This is a genomic window from Paracoccus simplex, from assembly GCF_042648325.1.
Taxonomy (GTDB): Bacteria; Pseudomonadota; Alphaproteobacteria; order Rhodobacterales; family Rhodobacteraceae; genus Paracoccus; species Paracoccus simplex.
In genome coordinates this window covers 23059-39707 of sequence record NZ_JBHRXE010000048.1, presented here as the reverse complement: position 1 = coordinate 39707, position 16649 = coordinate 23059, and the positions used below count along the sequence as shown (strand labels likewise).

General features: G+C 69.4%; 15 protein-coding genes. 3 read left to right on the top strand and 12 right to left on the bottom strand.

Annotated elements, in window-relative coordinates:
• Positions 1-65: 65 nt before the first annotated feature.
• Complete coding sequence (locus ACFOMP_RS16705; protein WP_379032584.1) at positions 66-1094, bottom strand: TDT family transporter; 1029 nt, start codon at positions 1092-1094, stop codon at positions 66-68.
• 165 nt (positions 1095-1259) lie between these two features.
• On the opposite strand from ACFOMP_RS16705, the gene ACFOMP_RS16700 reads away from it, so the two are divergent.
• Positions 1260-2381 (top strand): OmpP1/FadL family transporter, encoded by a 1122-nt coding sequence (locus ACFOMP_RS16700; RefSeq protein ID WP_289893239.1) that lies wholly within the window; start codon positions 1260-1262, stop codon positions 2379-2381.
• 158 nt (positions 2382-2539) lie between these two features.
• Here ACFOMP_RS16700 and murD read toward each other — a convergent pair whose 3' ends face one another.
• From murD to ACFOMP_RS16655, 9 genes are all read right to left on the bottom strand, one after another.
• Complete coding sequence (gene murD, locus ACFOMP_RS16695) at positions 2540-3940, bottom strand: UDP-N-acetylmuramoyl-L-alanine--D-glutamate ligase (RefSeq protein WP_379032581.1); 1401 nt, start codon at positions 3938-3940, stop codon at positions 2540-2542.
• A gap of 79 nt (positions 3941-4019) precedes the next feature.
• A complete protein-coding gene (gene mraY, locus ACFOMP_RS16690) occupies positions 4020-5102 on the bottom strand; it encodes a phospho-N-acetylmuramoyl-pentapeptide-transferase (RefSeq protein WP_379032578.1) in 1083 nt (360 codons plus the stop codon).
• Positions 5102-6487 (bottom strand): UDP-N-acetylmuramoyl-tripeptide--D-alanyl-D-alanine ligase, encoded by a 1386-nt coding sequence (locus ACFOMP_RS16685; protein ID WP_379032575.1) that lies wholly within the window; start codon positions 6485-6487, stop codon positions 5102-5104. The genes mraY and ACFOMP_RS16685 overlap by 1 nt, the downstream gene beginning before the upstream one ends.
• Positions 6484-7983 (bottom strand): UDP-N-acetylmuramoyl-L-alanyl-D-glutamate--2,6-diaminopimelate ligase, encoded by a 1500-nt coding sequence (locus tag ACFOMP_RS16680; RefSeq protein ID WP_379032572.1) that lies wholly within the window; start codon positions 7981-7983, stop codon positions 6484-6486. Before ACFOMP_RS16680 ends, ACFOMP_RS16685 begins: the two co-directional genes overlap by 4 nt.
• Positions 7983-9791 carry a peptidoglycan D,D-transpeptidase FtsI family protein gene (locus ACFOMP_RS16675; protein ID WP_289893234.1) on the bottom strand — a complete coding sequence of 603 codons (1809 nt, stop codon included), beginning with the start codon at positions 9789-9791 and terminating at the stop codon, positions 7983-7985. Before ACFOMP_RS16675 ends, ACFOMP_RS16680 begins: the two co-directional genes overlap by 1 nt.
• Positions 9788-10168 carry a cell division protein FtsL gene (gene ftsL, locus ACFOMP_RS16670; protein ID WP_289893233.1) on the bottom strand — a complete coding sequence of 127 codons (381 nt, stop codon included), beginning with the start codon at positions 10166-10168 and terminating at the stop codon, positions 9788-9790. The genes ACFOMP_RS16675 and ftsL overlap by 4 nt, the downstream gene beginning before the upstream one ends.
• Complete coding sequence (rsmH, locus tag ACFOMP_RS16665) at positions 10168-11136, bottom strand: 16S rRNA (cytosine(1402)-N(4))-methyltransferase RsmH (protein ID WP_379032568.1); 969 nt, start codon at positions 11134-11136, stop codon at positions 10168-10170. Before rsmH ends, ftsL begins: the two co-directional genes overlap by 1 nt.
• Positions 11137-11643, bottom strand: a complete 507-nt coding sequence (mraZ, locus tag ACFOMP_RS16660; protein WP_289893230.1) for a division/cell wall cluster transcriptional repressor MraZ — start codon at positions 11641-11643, stop codon at positions 11137-11139.
• Positions 11644-12261: 618 nt separating this feature from the next.
• Positions 12262-13368, bottom strand: a complete 1107-nt coding sequence (locus ACFOMP_RS16655; protein WP_289893229.1) for an Mrp/NBP35 family ATP-binding protein — start codon at positions 13366-13368, stop codon at positions 12262-12264.
• A 341-nt stretch (positions 13369-13709) separates the two neighbouring features.
• On the opposite strand from ACFOMP_RS16655, the gene ACFOMP_RS16650 reads away from it, so the two are divergent.
• Together ACFOMP_RS16650 and rlmJ are read left to right on the top strand one after the other, a co-directional pair.
• The gene (locus ACFOMP_RS16650; protein ID WP_289893228.1) at positions 13710-13940 is read left to right on the top strand and encodes a DUF1127 domain-containing protein; all 231 of its coding nucleotides are present in this window, start codon (positions 13710-13712) and stop codon (positions 13938-13940) included.
• A 648-nt stretch (positions 13941-14588) separates the two neighbouring features.
• The gene (gene rlmJ, locus ACFOMP_RS16645; protein WP_379032563.1) at positions 14589-15356 is read left to right on the top strand and encodes a 23S rRNA (adenine(2030)-N(6))-methyltransferase RlmJ; all 768 of its coding nucleotides are present in this window, start codon (positions 14589-14591) and stop codon (positions 15354-15356) included.
• Here rlmJ and ACFOMP_RS16640 read toward each other — a convergent pair.
• Together ACFOMP_RS16640 and ACFOMP_RS16635 are read right to left on the bottom strand one after the other, a co-directional pair.
• Entirely contained in the window at positions 15353-16078 is a 726-nt protein-coding gene (locus ACFOMP_RS16640) for an N-acetylmuramoyl-L-alanine amidase (protein ID WP_379032560.1), read from the bottom strand. The two genes, rlmJ and ACFOMP_RS16640, sit on opposite strands and share 4 nt — an antisense overlap.
• Positions 16075-16644, bottom strand: coding sequence for a hypothetical protein (locus tag ACFOMP_RS16635; protein ID WP_379032557.1), 570 nt, complete (start codon positions 16642-16644; stop codon positions 16075-16077). Before ACFOMP_RS16635 ends, ACFOMP_RS16640 begins: the two co-directional genes overlap by 4 nt.
• Between the last annotated feature and the right edge of the window lie 5 nt (positions 16645-16649).

Genomic DNA, 16649 nt, shown 5'->3' with positions numbered 1-16649 from the left:
GCATCCTTGTCAGGGGTTCGTTTGGCAGTTTCCCATTTCACGCGCGGCCGGGAATGTCCAGCCTGTCAGGCGACGGCCGCGTTGGTTTTCGCGGCCAGCCCGCCCGCCGCCCAGGCCCGCCAGATCCGGAACAGGATCCACAGCACCACCAGGCTGGCCATCACCAGCAGGATCAGCGCCGGCAGCGCCCAGCCGGGCGCGAAGCCGGCGACCGCGCTCCACAGCCCCGCCGTCGCCGCCAGCGGGAAGGTGAAGGCGCCCCAGAGCGGCGAGAAACCGGCCTCGGTCAGCCAGCGCCCGCGCAGCACGGCAAGCCCCAACACCGCCGCCGCGACGAAGGCGAGGCCCAGCGCCACCCGCGGCCAGCCCAGCGCGGCGGCGACATGGCCCAGCATGGCGACCGGCGCCAGATGGATCATCAGAAGCGGCCGCAGCGGCGCCGGCACGCGCTCGGCCAGGGCCTGGCGCAGGCTGAGCAACCAGACCAGACCGGCCGTCGCCGCCATCGGCCACCACAACCCCTGCGCGAGCGCGGTCCAGCCAAGCCCCGCCGCCGCCTGCGCGGCGACGATGGGCCCGACGAAGGTCAGTTGCCAGACCGGCGTCACCCGCCCCTGCCCCGGCACCCGCGTCATGACCGGGATCGCCACCGCCCAAAGCACCAGTTGCGCCGCCATGCCGGTCGCCAGCACCACCCGGGCCAGCGCCGGCGCAAACGGGGACAGCAGATGCGCCGCGGCATAGATGCCGACGACGGCGGCAGCGATACCGGCGCGGCCGGGCAGGATGCGCAGCTCCTCGGCCAGCACCGCGGGACGGCGCAGCAGCTTGCTGCCATAGGCCAGCATGGCAAAGCCCCATGCCGCGATGGCCATGCCCGCCATCAGCCCCGGGACCGCCGGCGCAAGACCCAGCGGCAGCGCCGCCTGCCATGCCAGCGCCAGCCCCAGCGCGCCCAGCAGCGGCGGAAAGATCGCGGGCGGGACGCTGCGCCAGAGTCCGGGCGGCCTGGGACGGGCCATCACCGGACGGGGCAGCACCGGGCGGGGCATCATGGGGCGGGGCAGCGGGGCACGGGGCGGGGTGAACGGCATGGCGACCTCCTGCCCCGCATCTCATAGCGTTGCCGGCCGGCCACGCCAGAGCGGCCGGGCGCTTCAGAACGCCGCGTCATGGAGCCCAGCCGATTGACGCAACCGGGGAGCGTGCCGCAGGCTGGATGCAGCGGCCCGGCAAGGGCCAGACCATGGGAGGAAATCATGAAAAAGATCGTCACCGGCATCGGCGCTCTGCTGGCCACGGCCGCGCCTGTCCTGGCCGGCGGGATCGAACGCGCGCCGCAATCGCTGGCGCCGCTGTTCGAGAACGGGAACTATGCCGAGCTGAGCTTCGGCGGCGTCAATCCCAGCGTGCGCGGCACCGACGCCGCGGGCTTCGAGACCGGCGATGTCGCGCAGGGCTATGGCTTCTTCGGCCTCGCCTACAAGCACCAGTTCACCGACAACCTTTCCGGCGCGATCATCGTCGAGCAGCCTTTCGGGGCGGATGTCCTTTATCCGATAGCGAGTTCGCCGGTACTGGGCGGCACGCGGGTCGAGGTGAACTCGACCACCTATACCGCGCTGCTGCGCTACAAGTTCGACAACAACTTCTCGGTGCATGGCGGTGTCCGGGGCTCGCATGCCGATGGCGGCGTCCGGCTGCAGGGCGCGGGCTATGCGACCACCTCGGGCTACAATCTGGACATCGACGGCGCCTGGGGCGTGGGTTGGGTCGCCGGCGTCGCCTATGAGATGCCCGAGATCGCGGCGCGGGTCTCGCTGACCTACAACTCGCCCATCGAGCACGACTTCGACATGTCGGAAAGCGGCGGGCCGCTGCCGATCACCTTCAAGGACCAGTATACCGTCAAAACCCCGCGCAGCTGGACGCTGGAGGGCCAGACCGGCATTGCCAAGGATACCTTGCTGTTCGGTTCGATCCGCTGGGTGAAATGGTCCGAGTTCGATGTGGACAACCTCCTGTTCCCGATCGCTTCACCCGCCGGAGAGATCCCGCTGGTCGAACTTGAGGACACCACCACCTACACCATCGGCGTCGGGCGCAAGTTCACCGATAACTGGTCGGGCTCGGTTTCGTTCCTCTATGAGCCCAGCGAGGGCGACACGGTGTCGCCGCTGGCGCCGGTGAACGGCCGCAAGGCGGTGACGCTGGCGGCGATCTACTCCATGGACAACATCAAGATCACCACCGGCATCAACTACACCAAGCTGGGCGACGCCACCCTGGGCGTCGGCCCGAGCGGCGCCAAGCGCGAGGTCGCCAAGATGGACGACAGCGAGGCCTGGGGCATCGGCGTGCGGATCGGCTATTCCTTCTGATCCGGGCGGCAACGATCAAGGCCCCGGCGGCTCTGCCCCGGGGCCTTTTCATGCGCTTCATGCCCCAGGCGGCCCGGCTGCATGCGCATTGGGGGAACGATGCGCCGGGTGCCGACCTCTGGGTCCACGCGCCTTGGGTATTTGGAAAACGGTGAAGGTCAGCCCTGCAGCGCCCGGACCAGGGCGATGAAATGCTCGCCGCGTTTCTCGAAGTTCGGGTATTGGTCGAAACTGGCGGCGGCGGGGGCGAGCAGCACGGTGTCGCCCGGCTGCGCCTCGGCCGCGGCATGGGCCACGGCCTGTTCCATGGTCTCGGCGATCTCGTAGGGGGTCTGGCCGATCTCCAGCGCGAAGTCGCGGGCGGAATGGCCGATCAGATAAGCCTTGGTGACATGGCCCAGATGCGGTTGCAGGGCGGCGATGCCGCCCTCCTTGCCAAGGCCGCCGGCGATCCAGCGGATGTTCCTGAACGCCGTCAGCGCCTTGGCCGCGGCATCGGCATTGGTGGCCTTGCTGTCGTTGACCCAGGCCACGCCGCCGATCTCGGCCACGGTCTGGCTGCGATGCGGCAAGCCTTCGAAACTGTGGAAGGCGCGCTCGATCTCGCGCGGGGCAAGGCCCAGGGCGCGGGTCGCGGCATAGGCGGCGCAGGCGTTCTGGTGGTTGTGCTCGCCCGGCAGGCCCTTGATGTCGCGCAGGTCGATCGCGGCCACCTGGCGGCCCTTGCGGTATTCCGCGAGATAGCCCTTGCGGGCAAAGACCGACCAGCCGAACCGTTCGAGTTTCAAACCCGAGGAGATGCGGATCACCCGATCGTCCGAGGGCGCCATGGCAAGCTGGTCGGCAAGATAGCGGCCCTCGATCTCGTCGACGCCGATCACGGCCCGGTCGGGGCCGCCCTCGGCGAAAAGCCGGCGCTTGGCGGCGAAATAGCCGCCCGGGCCGCCATGGCGGTCGAGATGGTCGGGCGAGAGGTTGGTGAACACCGCGATATCGGGGGTCAGGGCGCGGGCGAGGTCGGTCTGGTAGCTGGAAAGCTCCAGCACCACCACCTCGCCGTCATGGGCCGGGTCGAGCGACAGGACCCCGGTGCCGATATTGCCGCCGATTTGGGTCGGGCGGCCGGCCTCGCGCAGGATGTGGTGGATCAGCGCCGTGGTGGTGGACTTGCCGTTCGAGCCGGTGATGGCGATGACGCGCGGCGTGGTGTCGTAGCTTTCCCAGTCGCGGGTGGCGAAGCTGCGGAAGAACAGCCCGATGTCGTTGTCGACGGGGATCCCCAGTTCATAGGCCTTGGCGATGACCGGATGCGGTTTCGGGTAGAGATGCGGGATGCCGGGGCTGGTGATCAGGGCCGAGATGCCCTCCCAGTGGGCGTCGCGGGTCAGGTCGAGGATGCGCAGCCCCTGCTGTTCGGCCTGTTCGCGGGTGTCGGCGCCGTCGTCCCAGGCGACGACATGGGCGCCGCCGGCGGCGAGCGCGGCGGCGGTGGCGCGGCCCGAGCGGCCGAGGCCGAGCACGGCGATGGTCTGGTTTTCGACGCCTTGGACGGGGATCATGGTTCTGCCTTCGGTAGAGGAAGGCCGGGGGCGCTTCGCCCCCCGGACCCCCCGAGGGTATTTGTCAAACGGAGAAAGATCAGCGCAGCTTGAGCGTGGCAAGCCCGATCAGCGCCAGGATCAGCGCGATGATCCAGAAGCGGATGACGATCTGCGCCTCGCCCCAGCCCTTCTTCTCGAAATGGTGGTGGATGGGGGCCATCAGGAACACCCGCTTGCCGGTGCGCTTGAAGTAGAGCACCTGGATGATCACCGAAAGCGCCTCGACCACGAAGAGACCGCCGACGATGGCCAAGACGATCTCGTGCTTGGTCACCACGGCGATGGCGCCGAGCGCGCCGCCGAGCGCGAGGCTGCCGGTATCGCCCATGAAGACGGCGGCGGGCGGCGCGTTATACCACAGGAAGCCCAGGCCGCCGCCGATCAGCGCCGCGACGAAGACCGCCAGCTCGCCGGTGCCGGGCACGAAATGCACGCCGAGGTAATTGGCGAAATTCGCGTTGCCGACCATATAGGCGATCACCGCGAAGGTGGCGGCGGCGATCATCACCGGCATGATCGCCAGCCCGTCCAGCCCGTCGGTCAGGTTCACCGCATTGGCGGCCCCGAGGATCACGATAACGGTGAAGGGCACGTAGAGCAGCGACAGGTTGATCAGCGCGTTCTTGAAGAAGGGCAGCGCCAGTTCGCCGCTGAGCGGGGCCGGGTGCAGATAGGCGGCGGCGGCTCCGGCGGCGGCAGCGATGCAGAGGCCGATCAGCAGCCGGACCCGTCCCGAGAGCCCGGCGTGGTTCTGCTTGGTGACCTTGGCATAGTCGTCGGCGAAGCCGATGGCGGCAAAGCCCAGCGTCACCAGGAGCACGATCCAGACATAGCCGTTGTCGAGCCGCGCCCAAAGCAGCGTGCCGAGCGTCAGCGCCGCGAGGATCAGCAGCCCGCCCATGGTCGGGGTGCCGGCCTTGGACAGGTGGCTTTGCGGGCCGTCGTCGCGGATCGGCTGACCCTTTTTCTGCTTGCGGCGCAGAAGGTCGATCAGCGGCCGGCCGAAGAAAAAGCCGAAGATCAGCGCGGTAAAGAAGGCGCCGCCGGCGCGAAAGGTGATATATCTGAAAAGATTGAAGAAATCCCCGCCGTCGGAGAGGTTGGTGAGCCAATAGAGCATTACGCTGTCCTTTCGCCAGGCGGCGTGCTTTGGCGCGTCCGCCGCAGCGCGTCAACCACCGTCGAGACCTTCGAGGACTTCGAGCCCTTCACGAGCACGATATCGCCGAGCGCGACCAGCTCGCCCAGCCGCGCCGCCAGTTCAGCGGCGGTTTCGGCATGCAGCCCGCGGCGGGTTTCCGGCAGCGCCTCGTGCAGGGCGCGCATGCGCGGGCCGGCGGTATGGACCAGATCGACGGCGGCCATCGCCGGATCCTCGGCCATGCCGGCATGCATGGCGATCTCCTCCGGCCCCAGTTCCAGCATGTCGCCCAGGATCGCCACCCGCCGCCCGCCGGTCAGCCGCGCCAGCGTCGCAAGGCCGGCCGAGAGCGAGGTCGGGTTCGAGTTATAGGCATCGTCGATCAGCCGGATGCCGCCCAGTTCCTCGACCGCGCCGCGACCCAGCGGCGGGTTCCAGTCCGAGAGATGCTTCGCCGCCGCGGCCAGATCGGCGCCGGCGGCCGACAGCGCAGCCAGCACGCCGACCGCATTCATCACGAAATGCGCGCCGGCGGTGGCGAGGGTGAAATCCACCGTCTCCCCCAGGATGCGGGCGCGGACCCGGGTGGCGCCGTCCACGGTCTCGGCCTTGACCGGCTTGGCCATGCCGTGCTGGCCGAAGCCGATCACCAGCGCGCCCGCCGCATCCGCGCAGTCGCGCAGGATCTGCGTCACCGCCAGGTCCTCGGGGATGATGGCATGGCCGGCGGGTTCAAGGCCGGCAAAGATCGCGCCCTTCTCGCGGGCGATGCCCTCGATGGCCCCGAAGGCTTCCAGATGCGCGGCCGCGACGGTGGTGATCATCGCCACCTGCGGGCGGGCGAGGCGTGCCAGCGGCTCGATCTCGCCGGGATGGTTCATGCCGATCTCGATGATGGCGAAATCGGTGTCGGCGGGCATCCGCGCCAGCGTCAGCGGCACGCCCCAGTGATTGTTGTAGCTGGCTTCGGCCGCGTGGATTCGTCCCTGCCCGGAGAGGGCGATGCGCGCCATTTCCTTGGTCGAGGTTTTGCCGACCGAGCCGGTGATGGCGACGACCTTGCCGCGCATCCGGGCGCGGCCGGCGCGGCCAAGCGCCTCCAGCGCCGCCAGCACGTCGGGGACGACCAGCAGCGGCGCATCATCCGCCACGCCCTCGGGGATGCGGCTGACCAGCGCGGCGCCGGCCCCCTTCTGCAGGGCCTGGGCGACGAAGTCGTGGCCGTCGCGGGCCGCTTGCAGGGCGACGAACAGATCGCCCGGTCGGATGGTGCGGGTGTCGATGGAGACGCCGCCGATGGTGAAATCACGGGTGGCGCGGCCGCCGGTCGCGGCGGCGGCATCCGGCGAGGTCCAGAGCGTCATATCTTGCCATCCAGCGCCGCGACGGCGACCGAGGCCTGTTCGGCATCGTCGAAGGGATAGACGTCGCTGCCGATGATCTGACCGGTCTCGTGCCCCTTGCCGGCGATCAGCAGCGCATCGCCCGGCTGCAGCGCATCGACGCCGCGCAGGATCGCCTCGGCGCGGTCGCCGACCTCGATGGCGTCCGGACCGGCGCCGGCGATGACCTCGGCGCGGATCGCGGCCGGATCCTCGGACCGGGGATTGTCATCGGTGACAAAGACCACATCGGCGAATTGCCGCGCCGCCTCGCCCATCAGCGGGCGTTTCAGGCGGTCGCGATCGCCGCCGGCGCCGAAGACCACGACAATGCGGCCCATGACATGCGGGCGCAGCGATTGCAGGGCCGAGGCCAGCGCGCCGGGCTTGTGGCTGTAATCGACAAAGACCGCGGCGCCGTTTTCGCGCACCGCGGCCAGTTCCATGCGACCGCGCACGGTGGTCAGGCCTGGCAGGGTCCCGATCACGCGGGCGGGATCGTCGCCGGCGGCGATGGCGAGGCCGGCGGCGGCCAGCACGTTCTCGGCCTGGAAGCCGCCGATCAGCGCCAGCCGCACCAGATGCGCCTGGCCGAAAAGGCTGAAACGCAGATCCTGGCCGGTGGCGTCGTAGCGCTGGCCGAGGATGCGCAGGTCGGCGCGCTCATCCTTGCCGATGGTGGTCAGTTCCAGGCCACGCTCGCGCGCGATCTGCGCCATCTGCCGGCCGCGCGGGTCGTCGATGTTGATCACCGCCCCGGCGCCCTCGTCCAGGATATGGTCGAAAAGCAGCGCCTTGGCGGCGAAATACTCGTCGAAATCCTTGTGATAATCCAGGTGATCCTGGCTGAAATTGGTGAAGGCGCCGGCCTTCAGCCGCACCCCGTCCAGCCGGCGCTGGTCGAGCCCGTGCGAGCTGGCCTCCATCGCCGCATGGGTGACGCCGGCCGCGGCCGCCTCGGCCAGCACGCGGTGCAGGGTGATCGGTTCGGGCGTGGTATGGGCCAGCTTGGCCTGGTAGTCGCCCTGCACGCCCATGGTGCCCAGGCTGATCGCCTTGTGGCCCAGCGCCTGCCAGATCTGCCGGGTGAAGGTCGCGACCGAGGTCTTGCCCGAAGTGCCGGTGACGGCGACCATGGTCTCGGGCTGGGCGGCGAACCACAGCGCGGCGGCCCCGGCCAGCGCGGCGCGCGGATCCTCGGCCACCACCAGCGCCGCGTCCGATCCGGCCAGTTCGGCCGCCGCGATCTCGGCGCCCTTGCGGTCGGTCAGGATCGCGCCCGCACCCTGACGCAACGCGTATTGGATGAATGCGCCGCCATGCGTGGCCGAGCCCGGCAGGGCCGCGAACAGATGCCCGGGCCTGACCTGCCGCGAATCGACGGACAGCCCCGTCACCCCGGGGTCGCGCCCCTTGTCCCCCCGAAGCCCCAGAAGGGACAGCCGCATCACCCGTTCGGTCACGGAACCTCCGCTCATCAGTTCGAGACGAGCTTTAGCCCATCGGGCAAAGGCCGTTCAACCATCGGCAGTTCGGATTCGGTGGCGGGGCGCAGGCCCAGCAGCGGTGCGACGCGGCGGATCACCTCGGCCGCCACCGGGGCCGAGGTCGCGCCGGCGGTGCGGGTTTCGCCGCCCCCGCGCATGGTCGACGGCTCGTCCAGGGACAGCACCAGCACATATTGCGGATCGCTGGCCGGGAAGATCGAGGCGAAGTTCGACACCACCTTGTTGCCGTAATAGCCGCCGGTCGGGCGCGGCTTGTCGGCGGTGCCGGTCTTGCCCGCCACCTCGTAACCCTCGACATTGGCGCTGCGGCCGCTGCCGCGGATCACCACCTGGCGCAGCATCTGCACCGCGATGCGCGCCGCCTCGGGCGACAGCACCTGTTCTCCCGGGCGCTGCTGGTTGCGGTCGTGGATCAGCGTCGGCACCACGCGCCGGCCGCCATTCGCGACCGTCGCATAGGCGGTGGCAAGATGCAGCGGGCTGGCGGCCAGGCCATGGCCGAAGGCCACGGTGGCCGAGGTCACCGCCGGCCAGCGCTTGGGCACCAGCGGCTTGCCGGTCGGCGCCTCGCTCATCTCGATCGGCGTCGGCTCGAAGAAGCCCAGCTTTCCCAGGAACTCCTTCTGCCGCTCGGCGCCCAGCAGCTGCGCGACGCGGACGGTGCCGACGTTCGAGGATTTCACGATGATGTCGGTCACCGAAAGCGTGCCGTAATTGTGGCCGCGGAATTCGTTGATCAGGTATTTGCCGATTTTCATCGGCGCCTTGGCGTTGATCATGGTGGTCGGGCTGATCAGCTTCAGGTCGATCGCCTGCGCCACCGGAAAGATCTTGAAGGTCGAGCCCAGCTCGTATTGCCCCTGCACCGCGCGGTTGAACAACGGGCTGTCCGAGGGATCGCCCTTGAGCAACGGCCGCGGCCGGTCATTGGGGTCGAAATCTGGCAGGCTGGCCATGGCGACGATCTCGCCGGTCCTGACCTCCATCAGGATGCCGGTGGCGCCCTTGGCGTTCATGACCTTCATGCCGTTCGACAGCACCTCCTCCATCGCCGCCTGCACGGTCAGGTTCAGCGACAGCACCAGCGGCGCCCCGTCATTGGCCGGGTCGCGCAGCCAGTGGTCGAAGGCTTTCTCGACCCCGGCCACGCCGACGACCTCGGCGCTGGCCACGTCCTCCTTGCCGAAGGTGGCGCCGCCCAGGATATGGCTGGCGATGCGGCCGTTCGGATAAAGCCGCATCTCGCGCGGGCCGAACAGCAGTCCCGGCTCGCCGATGTCGTGGACGGCCTGCATCTGCTCGGGGCTGATCTTCTTCTTGATCCAGACGAAGGTGCGCTTGCCGGTGAAGTCCTTCAGCATCCGCTCGAGGTCCAGATCGGGGAAGATCTTCTTCAGCTCATGCGCGGCGCGTTCCGGCTCGACCATCTGCTGCGGGTGGGCGTAAAGCGAATGGGTCAGCAGGTTGGTGGCCAGCACCCGGCCCTGCCGGTCGGTGATGTCGGCGCGCTGCGAGATGATCTGCGCCCCGGTGGTCTGCACCCGCGGCTCGCTGGGCTGGCTCGAGGCCAGGACGCCCATCTTGGCGCCGACGGTGCCAAAGGCGACGGCGAAGGCGCAGGACATGAAGAACAGCCGCGTGCGGGCGCTGCCGCGCGCCCGTTCCTGGATCTCGGCATGCCTCTGGGCGCGGTTCTCGGCCTCGATGGCGTCGGGATTCTCGCCTTTTTCGCGGGCGCGAAGGATGCGGGCCAGCGGGCGCAGCGGGGTGCGGATCATGGCGTGCTCTCCTGTGGTCGGCGCGGCGGATAGCCGGCGGGGCGTTCGGCCGGGATGCCTGCGGCGGCGGGCGGCGGCTCGGGGGCCTTGGGCGCCGGGAAGGCCACCTGCCCCACATCGACGAACTGGTCCGAGCCGAAAGGCACCAGCTTCAGCTTGTCGAAATTCAGGTTCACCAGCTGGCGCAACCGCTCGGGCCGGTTCAGATAGGCCCATTCGGCGCGCAGGACACCCAGATCCTCGCGCAGCCGGCCGATCTGGCGCTGGATGTCGCTCATCTCGCTGATCGCGGACTGGGTGCGGTAATTCTCGCGATAGGCCCAGAAGGCCAGGCCCATCACCACCAGCGCGGTCAGCAGGTACAGCACGGATCGCATCACGCCCCCCTTCCGGACAGCTGCGGCAGGCCCAGCATCGCCGGGTCGACCCGGCCGGCCGGCGCCCCGGTGCGGATGCCGACGCGCAAGAGCGCCGAGCGCGCCCGCGGATTCGTCGCCAGTTCCGAATCGTCCGGGCCGATGGCGCGGCGGAAGGGCAGCGTGAAGGCAGGCTCCTCGCGCGCGGCCTCGGGCGCGTAGCGACTGCCGCCGCCGGCGCTGTTCGAGCGCGCCTGCATGAAGCGCTTGACGATGCGGTCCTCGAGCGAATGGAAGCTCACCACGGCGAGCTTGCCGCCCGGCCGCAGCGCCCGCTCGGCCGCCGCCAGCCCGGCGACGAGCTGGCCGAACTCGTCGTTCACCCAGATGCGGATCGCCTGAAAGCTGCGGGTCGAGGGATGGCTCTGCCCCGGCTTCGCGCGCGGCAGGCAGCCGGCGACGACATCCGAAAGCTGGCCGGTGCGCGACAGCGGCCGCGCCGCCACGATGGCCTTGGCGATGCGGCGCGAGGCACGTTCCTCGCCGTAAAGGTAAAGCACGTCGGCGATGACGGATTCGGGCGCGGTGTTCAGCAGGTCGGCCGCCGTCGGCCCCTCGCCGCTCATGCGCATGTCCAGGGGGCCGTCGCGCAGGAACGAGAAGCCGCGCTCGGGCTGGTCGAGCTGCATCGAGCTGACGCCCAGGTCCAGCACCACGCCGTCGACCGGCCCCCCGGCCAGCGTGTCGAGTTCCGAGAAGGTGCCCTCGACCAGCCGCAGCCGGTCGCCGTATGCGCCGGCCCAGGCCGCGGCCATGCGGAACACGGCCGGGTCGCGGTCGATGCCGATCACGCACTCGGCGCCCTGTTCCAGCAGGCCGCGCGCATAGCCGCCGGCGCCGAAGGTGCCGTCGACCCAGGTGCCCTTCACAGGCGCAACGGCCCGCAACAGCGGGCCAAGCAGGACGGGAATATGCGGATCCTCGGCCATCTATCCCTCGTCCTTCGAGACCGGGGCCAGCAGCGACAGCGGATCGGCGCCCGGCTCCAGCTCGGGCACGCGGGCCTCCAGCGCACGTTCTTCCTCGGCATAGGCTTCGGGGGTCCAGACCTTCAGGCTGTCGCCGGCCGAGATGAAGAAGGCGCTGTCGGTCAGGCCGATCTTCTCGCGCAGCTTCTGGGCCAGGACCAGACGGCCGTCGCCGTCGATCTCGGCCTCGTCGGCATGGCCCTGATAGATGTTTTCCAGAAGGTTGCGGGCGGCCGAGCCGCGCGGCATGCGGGCGATGCCGTCCTCGATCTCTTCCATGGCGTCGATGGTGAAAAGCTGCAGCCAGTTCCAGTCGCGGGTGCCGTAGACGATCACCAGTTGCGCGCGCTTGCCGGCCTGCCAGTCGGGATCGGAGGCTTCAAAGACCCGGCGGAACTTGGCCGGGATGGAAACGCGGCCCTTCGCGTCCACCTTGACCTCTTCCGATCCTCTGAAACGGCGTGCCAAGGGCGCGCCCTCCTTTCACTGTCCCGACCCTTTCGGTCATTGCCGAAAAGGAAAGGCGGACCGGGCTGCTGCCACTGCCCGATCCGCCGCCCTCGTTCCCATCTCTGGGCCCCGTAGTTTCGGGGATCGCGCCCTGCGTTTCGCGCCACCTGGGGGAGGTGCTGCTCGCGCGCCGCAGAGGTCGTTTCGGAAGCGGGTTGCCTGTATGAAAGCTGCTTGTCGCCTTATGGGGTCTTGCTGCCCCTTCTGCCCGTTCCGTGAGGAAAGGGATGCCATGGGAATTTATGGGACGCAATGGATTTATTCGGGCCCAAACCCCAGGCAGGCAAAGCTCCGCCGGCGAACAGCCAGCGAACAAGTTCACAGCAATGCGAGGTATCGGAGTTTGACGCGGCGCCACCACTAGATATGGTGTCAGCCCAGCTGTGGCAAATAAATCCCACGCATTCCCGAAATCGACAGCGGCGGCCCCGAAGGCCGCCGTTCGGCCCCGGTCGGAGCCGCAGTCCCTAGGCAATTCCGCCCATGCTCACGCGCAATCACGCGGCGGTGATTCGGGATCGGCCGGCATTCCCGTGAAATCCCAGCCGCCATTCCCATGCTTTCCCGAAAGCGGCGTCAGGCCATGCCGCCGGCGATCAGCCGATCGGCCAGCCGGGCGAAGGCCTGGGCCACCGGACCGTCGCCGGCCGCGACCGGGGTGCCCTCGTCCCCGGCCAGCCGCACCTCCAGATTCAGCGGGATCTCGCCCAGGAAGGGCAGGCCCAGCTTCTGCGCCTCGGCCGCGACGCCGCCATGGCCGAACAGATGCGCCTCATGGCCGCAATTCGGGCAGATATAGGTGGACATGTTTTCGACCAGGCCCAGCACCGGAGTCTTGAGCTTGTCGAACATGTCGATGGCGCGGCGCGCGTCGATCAGCGCCACGTCCTGCGGGGTCGAAACGATCAGCGCCCCGCTGACCTGCGCCTTCTGGCACAGCGACAACTGCACATCGCCGGTGCCGGGCGGCAGGTCGACCAGCAGCACGTCCAGCTCGCCCCATTTCACCTGGTTGAGCATCTGCTGCAGCGCGCCCATCAGCATCGGGCCGCGCCAGACCACCGCCTCGCCTTCCTTCATCATCAGGCCCAGCGACATGACGGTGACGCCATGGGCGTGCAGCGGCTCGATCATCTGGCCGTCGCTGGTCGGGCGCTGCCCGGTCAGGCCCAGCATCCGCGGCTGCGAGGGACCGTATATATCGGCATCCAGCAGCCCGACCCGGCGGCCCTTGCGCGCCAGCGCCACCGCCAGATTCGAGGTCAGGGTGGATTTTCCCACCCCGCCCTTGCCCGAGCCGATGGCGAGGATCCGCGCCACGCCGCTGACCGGGGCCGGTCCGGCCTGGGGTGTCGGGTGGCGGCCGATCTTCAGGCTGGGCGGCGCCTCGCCGCCCGAACGTGCCGCGACCTGCGGCGGGGCGGCGCCACGCGGCGCGGCGGGGGCGGTGGTGACGATCTGCACCTTCTCGACCCCGGGCAGCGCGGACAGCAGGCGCTGCGCCTCGGCCTCGACCGGGCCGAGCGCGCGGGCGGCGCCGGCATCCTCGGCCTCGATGACGAATCGGATCACCCCCGATTCCACGTTCAGCGCCCGCACCAGGTCGCGCGAAACCAGGGTTCCACCCCCCGGCACCGCGATCCGTGCCAGCTCCTCAAGCACACGTTCCCGTGAAATCGCCATGACTTCCCCCGATTTGCAGCGGCGGCAGCATGGCAATTTGCGCCGGGAACGGCAAGCAAGCGCAAAGGTCCAGCGCGCCTAAGTTGCTGTGACCCCGCGTAAAATACGACCGATCAGATAGGAAATGACCGTGACCGCCGTGAATCGGGACAGAAAATTTCGCGAAATATTAAGCATTTGTAACAGGGTTCCTGGAACAGCCATGCCGTTTCTGCATAGCAGCATGTCGCCTTCGGCCGTTGTGCAATCGCAGAAAAAGCCCCATGTTCGCCCTAACAGCACGGCAGGCTGAAGACGAAACGCCCGCCGCGCCATCCGCAAGACGAAGAAGAGTGTATGAAATGGCTGTCCTCGACCTGATCCATGGCGGTATGCACCGCAACGACGTCGCCGGCAATGGCGGGATCGCGAAGTTCGTGGCCAATATCCGTGAGAATATGGCCCGCCGCGCGGTCTATCGCCAGACCCTGCGCGAACTGGGTGAACTCTCGAACCGCGACCTGGCCGATCTGGGCCTGAACCGCGGCAGCATCCGCAGCGTGGCCTATGAGGCCGCCTGGGGGGCCAAGTAAGGCATAGAACACCCGACCCACTCCTCCTCCCTTGGGTCCGGGTTCAGGCGGCATCCTCCCTCCTCCTCCCTGAGGATGCCGCCGCTCTGATACGGTGAAGCCCCTCCTCCTCCCTGGGCTTCCCGGTTCCGGCGGCACCCTCCCTCCTCCTCCCTGAGGGTGCCGCCAAGAAATACCGCCGCAGGGCGGAACAAGATGCGACGGTCCTCTCCTCCTCCCTGGGATCGTCAGCACGCGGTAATGGCTCCCTCCTCCCTGCCATTGCCGCACCCCATACGGCGAGACCCCTCCTCCTCCCTGGGTCTCGCGGTTCCGGCGGCCGCCTCCCTCCTCCTCCCGGAGGCGCCGCCAAACCGATACGGTGAAGCCCCTCCTCCTCCCTGGGCTTCCCGGTTCCGGCGGCACCCTCCCTCCTCCTCCCTGAGGGTGCCGCCAAGAAATACCGCCGCAAGGCGGAACAAGATGCGACGGTCCTCTCCTCCTCCCTGGGATCGTCAGCACGCGGTAATGGCTCCCTCCTCCCTGCCATTGCCGCACCCCATACGCGGCCCCTCCTCCTCCCTGGGCCAGCGTTGCGCGGCGGTGCCCCCTCCTCCTCCCTGGGCGCCGCCGCTTTTCATTTCCGGGCCATCGGGTTAATCGCGGGACATGTTGTCCTATCAGCACGCCTATCACGCCGGGAATCTGGCCGACCTGCACAAGCACGCGCTGCTGGCTTGGATGCTGGCCTATCTGACCGCCAAGCCGAAACCGCTGTCCTATCTGGAAACCCATGCCGGGCGCGGGCTTTACGACCTGGCGGCGCCCGAGGCGGCAAAGACCGGCGAGGCGGCGGCCGGCATCACCCGGGCGCTGTCCGAAAGCTGGCTGCCGCGGGACCACCCGCTGCGGCTGGCGCTGGACGCGGTGCGCACCCGCCACGGCGCGACCGCCTATCCCGGCTCGCCGCTGATCGCGCGGCATTTCCTGCGGCCGGGCGACGCGGCGCATCTGGCCGAACTGCACCCGGCCGAGCACGCGGCGCTGGCGCAGGTCGCCGGTTTCGCGCATCTGCACCGGCAGGACGGGTTTCAGATGGCGCAGGCGCTCTGCCCGCCGCTGCCGCGCCGGGGCCTGCTGCTGATCGACCCGAGCTATGAGGTCAAGACCGATTACGACGCCATCCCGCGTCACATCGCCAAGCTGGCGCGCAAGTGGAACGTGGGCGTCATCGCGCTGTGGTATCCGATCCTGACCGACAGCCGCCATGCACCCATGGTCGAGGCGCTGCGCGGGGACCATCCCCAGGCGCTGATCTCGGAGGTGCGGTTTCCGCCGGCCCGGCCCGGCCACGGCATGATCGGCTCGGGCATGGCGGTGCTGAACCCGCCCCATGGGCTGGCCGAGGAAGCCCGGCGAATCGAGGCGCTTTTCTAGGGCCGCGGGTCCGGACATCGTTGCGGGGGGACTGCGCGTCCCCCGTCCGCCGCTGGCGCGGCGGCCTTCCCCTGCGGGGTATTTCGGCAACGAAGAAGCGGATGGTCGGCCAGCGCCGCGGCCAGCCGGCGATCGGTGGCGTCCTCGGGGCCGCAGGCCCAGGGGCGGAAGCGCAGGCGGAAGGCGGCGAGCCGCGCCGGGTGTTCGGGATAGCCGATGCGGGTCAGGCTATCGGCCAGCGGCCGGTCTTCGGCCGCGCCGTCCGGCCAGAGCGCCAGCCGCTGCAAGGCCAGCCGCCGCCAGTCGAAGCGCGGGCCGGGGTCGATCTTGCGGCCCGGCGCCAGGTCGGAATGCGCGATCACGCCGGCGGGCCCGATCGGCCAGCGCGCCATGATGCCGCGCAACAGCGCCTCCAGCGCCGCCATTTGCGGCTCGGGGAAGGGTCGGTCGCCGGGATTGGCCAGCTCGATGCCGATGCTGCGCGAATTCACGTCCTCGCGCCCCTGCCAGGATCCGGCCCCGGCATGCCAGGCACGGCGCGGCTCGGGCACCAGCGGCTCGGTCCGGCCATCCTCGTGGATCAGCCAATGCGCGCTGACCTCGGCCCCGGGATCGCAGAGCCGGGCGCGGGCCGAGACCGCGTCCGCCATGCCGGTGTAATGGATCACCACCAGCGACGGAACCTGCCCGCGCCGGTCGCCGTGATTGGGCGAAAGGCTCAAAGCCGGGGCTGGCGGAAGGGGCGCGGATCCCAGCCGCAGACGAAGCCGTCGCCGTCGGGGTCCAGTCCGCGCGGGTCGATCACCGGCCCGCCCGCCGCGATGAAGGCGGTCTGCGCCGCATCGGCGCCGGCATAGCCGCGGCAGGTCCGCGCCGCCGCCGATTCGGAGCCACCGCTGCGCTGATATTTCCGCGTGCCCCGCGCCTGGGTTTCCTGATGCGCGTAACGCACCAGCACCGGGGTCGAGCCGGGATAGGGGCCGGTGGTGGCGACCTGCGCATTGGCCGGAACCGCCGCGGGGGCCGGGGCGCGCACGGTCGTCGTCCCCGCCCGTTTCGCCGGCGTGCCGGCGATATCGGCGGCGGTCGGCGCCTGCACCGGCAATTGCACGGGAATTGCCGCCGGCACCGGTCCCCTGCCCTGCAGCGCGATCTCGCGCTGCTGAAGGTATTCGGCATAGCGCGAGCCATTGTGCATGGCGCTGTAATTCGGGTTCCAGCCGGTATTCTCGCCGCAGGCCGCCAGCGCCAGCAGCGGGGCAAGGCCCAGGATCGCCAGGTTCCGCATCGGTC